This is a genomic window from Paenibacillus chondroitinus NBRC 15376 (assembly GCF_004000765.1).
GTDB lineage: Bacteria > Bacillota > Bacilli > Paenibacillales > NBRC-103111 > Paenibacillus_E > Paenibacillus_E chondroitinus.
The window spans coordinates 162,466-171,489 of sequence record NZ_BILW01000014.1 but is presented as its reverse complement, the minus strand read 5'-3'; the positions used below and the strand labels follow the sequence as shown (position 1 = coordinate 171,489).

Here is a 9,024-nt window from a genome sequence, read left to right as displayed (position 1 = left end):
CCTTTTGCAACAAATGGTTGTATGATGTGCAACGAAAGATCACAATCGCGATCTGACCACACCATTACGTTGTATGTAATGCAACGTAGCCCATTAACTTTACTGCACAGCTGTCTTTACAACGAAAAATATTTGTTTGAGTAGATTCGATTCCATACTTAGATTTTAGCAACAAAATTAAATAAAGGTTGAGCTTTCGCTCAACCCCAAAACATTCTTTCAAAAAAAGCCGTCGAGAACCTCTCTCGACAGCCTTCCTCTTACAGCGCTTCGACCGCTTCCACCACCGACTGGACATGGTTTTTTATCCGCACCTTGCTCCATTCCTTCACGATGTAGCCTTCCTCGTCAATAAGGAAGGTCGAACGGACAATGCCCATGTACTCACGGCCATACAGCTTTTTGAGCGCCCATACTCCGTACTTTTCAGCCACCTGGTGGTCGCTGTCTGAGAGCAGCAGGAAAGGCAGCTCATATTTCGTGATAAATTTATGATGAGCGTTCAGCTCATCAGGCCGAACATATCTACAAAAAAAATATGTACATTAATCCTTAAATGATAAAAAAACCCGATAGAACGGAAAAATTCAATGTTTCAAACATGTGCAAAAATAATTAATGTGCTTAATCTTTCGATTTATGCACATTTCGCTGAAGTTTAATGCCCCTATTGACAATTTAACCTTTATTAAATAAAGTGGGATATATATTTTATATACTATGCATTGTAGTGTATTATTAGAAAGCGGTGAAATTTGCTAGTGAACACCAACATTTTTCATGATTATTCATTTTTTGAATTATGGAGCCCTGTGTTATTCTTTATCCTTTTAGTAAGCGCAATAGGGTATCTCAATCTATTGGCCTTTTTTAAGAAGCGTTTAACAAATATTGAGCCAGTTAAGCTTCGTCACAAAATCTATTTTATAATAGGACTGTTTTTATTTTACATTGCAAATGGCGGCCCTCTCGGAGTACTCGCCCATCACTATTTGTTCAGTGCACATATGGTTCAACAATCATTGTTATTGTTTATTGTACCTCCACTAATACTGTTGGGAATTCCAAAATGGTTAGTTAGAGCTGTTTTTCCATGGAAACTAAATAAAAAAATAGCAGGTATAGCATCTAATCCCATTTTGGCGATTTTAACTTTTAATGGTCTTTTGACACTCTACCACTTCCCTGTAATTTTTGACTCTCTAATGTCAACTCAGTATTATTGGCTTGGAACTTTGTATGAGCTTATTCTATTTGTAACTGCCCTTCAAATATGGTGGTTCATTATTTGCCCCATCCCTGAGCTTGATGAATTATCTGACCTAAAAAAAATAGCCTTTCTCATAATAAATGGTTTGTTGATTTATCCGGTATGTACATTCATTATGTTTGCAGACGGTGCCATCTATAATACGTATAGTACATTCCCCCAAATAATTGGATTTTTGGATCCTCATACCGATCAACAGTCTGGTGGCGTGATAATGAAAGCTATTCAAGAAATTGTTTTTGTTATAGCTCTTTCCATGGTTTTCAAACGTTGGTATCGTAAAGAAAATTCAGGGGAATCCATTATTCAGTAACTAGCTGATTCCAGACTAAAAAAGCGTAATCAGGCACCTAAAAGGTTGCTTGATTACGCTTTTTTCTCTCAACTTTATTCTTATCATTCTAATTTCTTATATACTAAGTTACTAATTGGAGCATCTTTGGACTCAGCACTAAAAAATAATTCATAGTTCCCAGATTCGTAATGTAATAAATATCCTCCATCCTCATTATCGGGTCCTTCAAATTTAGGCTTCCCTAAAATTCTTTCAATGTCACTCGAGGTTAGTTCATTCTTACTTAGGGAAAGCTTAATAGCTCCTACCTTCTCATGGTCCCAAAAGTAAAATATTGAATCTGAATAAGCATAATACTCAACATTTTCATGTCCTTTATCGTCTGGAATTCCCCATTCTTGTTCTATCTCTTTTTTTGAGGCTCCAATCCCAAACTCAATACCATCCAGCTTTCCTTTTGACGCGGAGGAGAGAAAATCTTTCGTTAATTCTACTTTTAGCTTACGAGGATTTGGGGATTGATCTTTATTGTTAATTGAAGACACTTTATCACTACTAGAAGAGTTTTCTTTAATTAGTTTCGAAACTCGAGATTTAACACTTTCCGAACAATCGCTTTCGTTATAGTGAGTACTAATTGATACATCCTTACCTTTTGATTCATCATACCATGAGGCTATAAAAATTCCCGCATCTTTATCTATGTTCGTATTTACCTCCGTATTATCTGGTATTTGCACAGATGAACACTTACTCATAGCTGAGGCAACTAGGTTAGGTGCATCACTAGCTTGAGCAACCGTTTTTGTTATTGGTTGCGCTTTTCCACTGCAGCCGGCAGCAGAAAATACTAGTAGCAGAACAGAGATAAGCATTATATTATTTTTTCTCACTACTGCTCCCTCCCTAGCTTGCAGATAATCTAAATCACTTAATATTATGCAGTTTATTCTTGGTTTAATCACAAAAATTATCCTCTAGCCTCTATACTCGGCTCCTCTTCTATAATTCTCTATCACTTCTCTTCACTAACAATAATATTCGTTTTTTCACCAATATGAGTCACTACATAAGAGTTTTGTTCTTGCAGATATTGAATTTTCAAATCTTGACCTTGTATGTTTAATGGTCTTGGTGCAAATAATTTTATTTGTTGCATTCCTTCTGAATTGAGACTAATGTTCAAATTATTTTTGCTTTTATGTATTTGCACCGGAACGTTCGACCGGACAATATGAATATCATCCTTTTCCCAACTTATGAAGAGAGTCGTCTCCTTTTTAGCTAAACCAACATAAAGCCGGTTGTCACCCCTTAAAAAAACATCAGAATTCGTAGCAAATGGAATACCACTATAACGTTTTCCTGGCTCAAAGGAAACGCCAACTGAGTCTTGATATTCTGCCGCAAGTTTCCAAGCATCCGACGAAGTAGTACTCAAAGTAAGACTTACATGCTTTCCATTACCAAAGAGATTTTTTACCGAATCAGCTAAATAAGTAATCCACGGCCTTTTAATTGTTACTTGAGTTGTCATACTAGCCATAATGGATCTAGCCATTTGAGGCTCGGTCACAAAGTTATAATCAGCTTTATTGCGAATATCATCGAGATATTCAACAAAATCTAGAAGTTCGTTAACTCTAGAAGGCCTATTTTCATTTGGAAAGTGGTATTCGACATGCTCAAAATAATCAATGGGCATATCTAATTGAACAAAGGCGTTATAGATATCCTCAGTTGCGTTATCCCCCGTTCTGCGTAGAATTGGGGAGGGAGCAAATAATAGCATTGGTTGCTTTATCGTTTTATCCTGCAATAAGAATGGTAAACCCCAAGTAAAGTCATTTCCCCACTGTGGATCAACATGATCGTATGAAGGTTTAAAACCAAAATTGAACCATACACCGGAGTCATTTTCGTTTTTTAATGTTTGTACTCGATCCTCATTATTTATACGCCATGTATGTTGGTTTGCTCCCATGCTTCCCAAAGGTATCCCTAGCTCATCAAATGCTTTTTTATGAAGGGTTATTTCTTCTTTCTCTAGACTACTTCTTTCGTAATTATGTACTAAGATATGTGGGTATAGTTCCAATTTATTTTTCTTTGAATAATCTATAAACTCCTTCAGTTCTTCTTTATACGGAAATTGGGGATCATCGATAGGGTATGAAAGCCCGTATTCTAATTGACCAACTATTAAATCGTCACTGCCATCATGATTTACATCATACCAGATCGGTACCGAATTATGCCCCCCAACTAACGATGTATTCCCCATCTGATTGAGTGTTTTCCCTTTAATTGGACCTCGATCTATCCATTGTCCGTTTTGATTTTCATAGATCTGTATATCCCCTTCACTATTTCCAATTACGAGATCCAGCTTGTTATCTTCATTCATATCTCGAATAGATGGCGCCGCAAACTTTGATTGAATCTTGAAGAGTTGCTTTCCCTTTTCGAAATGAGCAAAGTCATTATTTTCACCAAAAAATTCAATAATATTACCTTTACCATCACCAACGATTAAGTCAACTACTCCATCTCCAGTCATATCACCTAATGTAGGAGCGGCATAGGACGATACTTGTAAGGGCTTGTCCCCAACCATAAAGGGCTGAGGTTGTGAGAATTTCTTGTTCCCAAGATTTAATGAATATTGGACTAACCCATTTTGATCCCCAATGACTAGATCAGTTAAATGATCTCCATTAATATCCTTAGCAAAGATAGTGGAATACACAACCACATGGATAGGGGTATCTGTAGCATCTAGAAGTTTTTCCGGTTGATCAAAAGAATCCGGCAATTTCAAATTTGCTAAGCCCTGCTGATTACCGTTGGGACCTGTATTTCTATAATCATAAATAAACCCATCTGCACTACCAGATAAAAGGTCTTCGGTGCCGTTCCCTTTTATATCTGCGAATGCAGGATACGCTCGATAGGGTAGTTCAATTGCCGCGGCTAATTCCTTGCTCTGTGGATACGTGGCCAAGCTTATATTTTCATTTCCACTCTTCAGATGGAGACCGCTCCCATAAAATGAATTCGGTAACTCACCTTCGAATTGCGGTTGCGAGGATGTTCCTGTATTCAAATGTACGGTTATACTTTCATCCCATTTCCACCATTCGAAAGAAGCTCGAATTAACGAAAAAGAAGGGATTTGATTATACTGCTTTAAAAGCTCAGCCCATTGAATACCTTCTTTATCTCGAATGGCAGACAATGCCTCAAAGTGGTTTTGATAAGCCATTGCCGGCCTGCCATAAGGGCCAAATACCTTCTTTAAACTATAGCCTAACTTTTCTTTAGAAACAAAAGAAATAAACTCACTTCGAAGCAATTGGTTCGCTGCGGAGAAAGTAAAATTAAAATAAGGTTCGGAAGGTTGAGATTGTTTAAAATCGAAATATGCCACTCCTGAACCCACAGGAGCCGGATGTGTTTGCTCCGCTTTTACTGGGAATCCTTTCGAAGAATCATACCCACTTTGCAAATCAAGTCCTGTAATAAAATAACGATTCGGAATGAGCCCTCCCGAACACAGTACGGTTCCTTTTCCATAGCGGTTCATTGTAAAAAGAGAGATATTATTATCCATCGAAAGCAATGTTTCCGCACTAGAAGGTACAATACCCTTTCCCCATTGAAATCCAGGCAATTCTTTCATTCCAATATGTTTAAGGAAATTATCATTAAATAGCTTGATCATTGTTTGCATTCCACTAAGATTATAGTCAACCTCAGGGTATTTAAACTCAAATTTATCATTCGACTCAATCTCATTAACCTTAGACGCTCCTATAAAATCCAATGGAAAATCAGTAATTAGATCATTCTCAATAAATAAATGCCCACCTTGTTTTACATATCGAGTTAAATCGCTTTGAGCATTTTGAAGATTCTTACTGCCGTGCAGAGAAGGGTCTAAATAGACAGCATCATACTCTTCCCACTGCCGTGAACTTAATTGATCCAAGCTTTTTAAAGCTAGATTTACATTCACAACAGTCGTCTGCTCCAAATTTTGATAAGCAGCTTGATCATATTGACCTTGATTCATCACATACAATAATTTAATAGACTCTTCTTTTGAACTCAGGGATGCGATCGAGATAACAATTACACAGATTGACAATAATGCAACAAGTCCTAAAAAAAACTTCTTTCTGTTTTTAATCAATAACAAATACTTCAATCTCCTTCAATACTGCTAATGGATTCAATAAAAGTCTTGACTGTATAATTATGTGTTCTATAAACAATACTTATTGTAGTATTTTCATTGTAGAAAGTGAATATGAAATCTTCATTGAAATTTAACACTACTTATTGTAGTATTTAATTCAAGAAACAAAGGAGGTGAACCTGGATGCATAAAAAAATCGCTAAATCCGCATTACTTTTTATATGTTCTATAGCATTAATCGTAGCATTATCCGGCTGTCAGCAAAAAGCTGATAACACCCAAAAGAAAGAAGACATGAGTAATATGGACCATAGTAAAATGAATATGGGCGACTCAAAAGAAAAAAAATAAACTGTACATACCGAGGCTGTTGACAACGGAAATGAAGGTCTCAGTTGTTTCGTATGACAACAGCATCGGAGAAAATAACTGAAGTTTGTAATGGTACCTACTTTGTCAACACCCCCTGTCATCGGCAGGGTTTTCTTTTTATGCCCGATAAGCATGCCGGTTATAAATTAATAAAATCACACGACACTAGTATTCGCACCATCGATTATATCTGGATCACTTGTATTCGTGCTGCTGTTCGGATTATTGGTGAGGGATCCGAAACTGTCCCCAGGTGAAAACGCATTGGCACCACCATACATCTTATTGGTACTTGAGAGCACAATAAAAGCGGCATCCCCGAATTGGACATTAGAACTGTTTGAAACAGAGAGGATTTTAATACTTCCAAATAATGTGTTCAAATTCATCGGTCGTTCCCCCTTCAGTCATTTGTATATCCAATAGAACATCGTATGTAGATGTTCGCCCAAGTGTCACCTCACTAATGGCGGATTGGGCTTGTGTAAAGCATCTGGCCGTTGAAAATAAATGATTTGGCCAACAGGAACATTATTCACAGTATAAAAAAATCAAGAAAAAAAGTGGGTTGAGGAAAAATCATTCCTCAACCCATTTTGTCAACAACCCCATACAGTTCGTTCTTTTATTGTTCTAACCCCAACAACTGATCTATTTGCTTCTTTTTTATTAAATAGTTCAAAACAATGCCACAGAGAACCATTACAAGGTAAAACAACTGCTTCCAAGACATAACGAATACAGACATCGTTTGATTTTCGAAAAACGACACCGCTAAAAGCCCTATGCCGAAAAAAGATAAGAAATTAGCAAATAGTTCTCCCGAGCCAATCGAGGAAACTGACCGTCTCCAAAGCCAAATTATTATAGGCAGAGATACTAATATAAGATAAACATTAACTGGATGATATTTATGGTTTGGATCCATGATCGAAATTCCCCATGGGAGCGCTGTTAGGCTACCATACTGCCAAGAAAGCATGTTATAAACAATAACCATCACTGTAATGCCATAGCTTAGCAAATCGGGCAACTGCCACGCGAGTGATCCTTTTTTCCAGCACTTGATTCCTGTATAAATAACCGCAGATGTAAAACCAATTATGGCCCCTTGATCTGAGCCACTAACGAATAACACACTCAAAGGATTTCCCCATATTTCCGTGGACAATAACAAAGGGCTTAACTTCCAAGTTATGATTGCAATTAAAAGAGCAGTAGAAAGAACTTCCAACACTGATTTGTCTACTTCCTCCGCTTTTTTTACACGATATCTCATCACGCTATATCCTACTACAGCAGCTATTGCCCATAACAACCAGTTGTATTTAAGCATAAATGGACCTAATTGTAAAATTTCTGGCATAGCATCCCCCTCTTGTCATGTGATTATTTTTGTAAATTGCGAAATTTTTTCTCTAGCGTTTGTGGATCTGTATATCCGGCTACTTTATCAACAATCAATCCATTCTTATCAATAAAGTAAGTAGTTGGAATGGCCTGTACCTGATACAGGTCGGATACCTGAAAATTCTTATTATTATCTAGGAGAACAGGGAATGTAAACCCAAAAGAATCTGCAAACGCTTTAGCTTCTTTGGGACTATCCTGAGATGTTAAATTAACAGCATAGATTTCAATATTACCTTGATATTTCTTATATATCTTGACTAATTCTGGCGCTTCTAAACGACAAGGACCACACCATGAAGCCCAGAAGTTCACAACAACTGGTTTATTATCGGGGGTTGGCATCACATACGTCTTTCCATCTAAGGACTGTAGAGTGAAGCTTGGGGCTTTGAAACCAACCTTTGGGAGCTCTTCTGCTTGTTGTGCCGAAGAATCGGCCTTTCGGGATATATTCTGATAAACGATTACACTTACAATCACAATTACTATGGCTAAAGGTATCCACTGTTTCTTCAAGCAATTTCCCCCTTACTGCTATTATTTATCCTTTCAAAATCCCGTGAAACCTCCGAAAAGCTTGATAAGAACAACGGTGATTTTGGTCATTCTATCCGTATACAGCAAAATACCGGTTAATATCATCATTGCCCCGCCAATCTTCATAAATAGATTAGAGTATTTAAGGATCCATTTCACTTTGCTAATAAAGAAAGCCATAATGAAGAACGGAATTGCAAAACCAATTGTATAAGTTATAATATACGCAATTGATTTTTCAGGATCGGTGACACCAATCGTCAAGATAGCTGCCAAGATAGGACCAATACAAGGTGTCCAACCTGCGGCGTAGGTTATCCCAACAAGCACAGAACCCAAATAACCAACAGGCTTCTTATCAAATTGATATCGCTTTTCTTTCATCATCCAGACTGGTTGAAAGATACCCATCATAATAAGCCCCATGACTAGAACTAGTATGCCCCCTAATTGTCGTATGAGGTCACGATTACTGGAGAACAAATCGCCTACAAGACTCGCTGATAAACCAAGCGCAAAGAAAATAATTGAAAAACCTAAAATGAAAAACAAAGTATGAAATAAAGCACGTCTCTGCAGCATCCCTTTCCCCTCTTTTAAATCTTGAACCGACACTCCTGTGATATAGGATAAGTAAGATGGGTATAAAGGCAGGCAGCAGGGTGAAATAAAAGAAAGAAAACCGGCCCCAAAGGCCAACCATAGCGTTAAATTTGCAACTTCCATGACATTCCTCCATAAATACTACATTTATTAGTATTTTCATAGTTAAAAAGACGGGTAACGCATCGTCATATTAGGGAAATATATGTTATCCTAAAAGATCACTAAAGTTACCCCTTTACACTATGCATTGTAGTATAAAAGGTTTATCATTTCAAATGTTTATTTTCTTACTCATCACTTTTTACATTTACACATTGATTTAGTATTTTG

General features: G+C 37.1%; 8 protein-coding genes and 1 pseudogene. 2 read left to right on the top strand and 7 right to left on the bottom strand.

What is annotated here, in order from left to right; genetic code table 11:
• Positions 1-260: 260 nt before the first annotated feature.
• Positions 261-521, bottom strand: a pseudogene (locus tag PCH02S_RS17630) (peroxiredoxin); the annotation flags it as partial.
• Between the two features lie 240 nt (positions 522-761).
• Here PCH02S_RS17630 and PCH02S_RS17625 point away from each other — a divergent pair.
• A complete protein-coding gene (locus PCH02S_RS17625; RefSeq protein WP_164819606.1) occupies positions 762-1,583 on the top strand; it encodes a cytochrome c oxidase assembly protein in 822 nt (273 codons plus the stop codon).
• An 83-nt stretch (positions 1,584-1,666) separates the two neighbouring features.
• On the opposite strand, the gene PCH02S_RS17620 is transcribed toward PCH02S_RS17625, so the two are convergent.
• Both PCH02S_RS17620 and PCH02S_RS17615 read right to left on the bottom strand, forming a co-directional pair.
• Positions 1,667-2,458, bottom strand: a complete 792-nt coding sequence (locus PCH02S_RS17620; RefSeq protein WP_127455251.1) for a DUF4309 domain-containing protein — start codon at positions 2,456-2,458, stop codon at positions 1,667-1,669.
• 122 nt (positions 2,459-2,580) lie between these two features.
• A complete protein-coding gene (locus PCH02S_RS17615) occupies positions 2,581-5,766 on the bottom strand; it encodes an FG-GAP repeat domain-containing protein (protein ID WP_127455250.1) in 3,186 nt (1,061 codons plus the stop codon).
• A gap of 183 nt (positions 5,767-5,949) precedes the next feature.
• Here PCH02S_RS17615 and PCH02S_RS35755 point away from each other — a divergent pair, with 183 nt between their 5' ends.
• Complete coding sequence (locus PCH02S_RS35755) at positions 5,950-6,117, top strand: hypothetical protein (RefSeq protein ID WP_164819605.1); 168 nt, start codon at positions 5,950-5,952, stop codon at positions 6,115-6,117.
• Between the two features lie 176 nt (positions 6,118-6,293).
• Here the strand turns inward: PCH02S_RS35755 and PCH02S_RS17610 are convergent, their stop codons facing one another.
• The 4 genes from PCH02S_RS17610 to PCH02S_RS17595 form a co-directional block, all read right to left on the bottom strand.
• Positions 6,294-6,527 (bottom strand): spore germination protein, encoded by a 234-nt coding sequence (locus PCH02S_RS17610; RefSeq protein ID WP_127455249.1) that lies wholly within the window; start codon positions 6,525-6,527, stop codon positions 6,294-6,296.
• A 236-nt stretch (positions 6,528-6,763) separates the two neighbouring features.
• Positions 6,764-7,504 carry a prolipoprotein diacylglyceryl transferase family protein gene (locus PCH02S_RS17605; RefSeq protein ID WP_127455248.1) on the bottom strand — a complete coding sequence of 247 codons (741 nt, stop codon included), beginning with the start codon at positions 7,502-7,504 and terminating at the stop codon, positions 6,764-6,766.
• A 23-nt stretch (positions 7,505-7,527) separates the two neighbouring features.
• The gene (locus PCH02S_RS17600) at positions 7,528-8,052 is read right to left on the bottom strand and encodes a TlpA family protein disulfide reductase (protein ID WP_407670092.1); all 525 of its coding nucleotides are present in this window, start codon (positions 8,050-8,052) and stop codon (positions 7,528-7,530) included.
• A 48-nt stretch (positions 8,053-8,100) separates the two neighbouring features.
• Complete coding sequence (locus PCH02S_RS17595; protein ID WP_127455246.1) at positions 8,101-8,814, bottom strand: cytochrome c biogenesis CcdA family protein; 714 nt, start codon at positions 8,812-8,814, stop codon at positions 8,101-8,103.
• Positions 8,815-9,024: the final 210 nt, after the last annotated feature.

Excerpts from the sequence above, each read along its gene's own strand:
- PCH02S_RS17610 (WP_127455249.1), bottom strand. The coding sequence starts at position 6,527 with ATGAATTTGAACACATTATTTGGAAGTATTAAAATCCTCTCTGTTTCA.
- PCH02S_RS35755 (WP_164819605.1), top strand. The coding sequence starts at position 5,950 with ATGCATAAAAAAATCGCTAAATCCGCATTACTTTTTATATGTTCTATA.
- PCH02S_RS17605 (WP_127455248.1), bottom strand. The coding sequence starts at position 7,504 with ATGCCAGAAATTTTACAATTAGGTCCATTTATGCTTAAATACAACTGG.
- PCH02S_RS17595 (WP_127455246.1), bottom strand. The coding sequence starts at position 8,814 with ATGGAAGTTGCAAATTTAACGCTATGGTTGGCCTTTGGGGCCGGTTTT.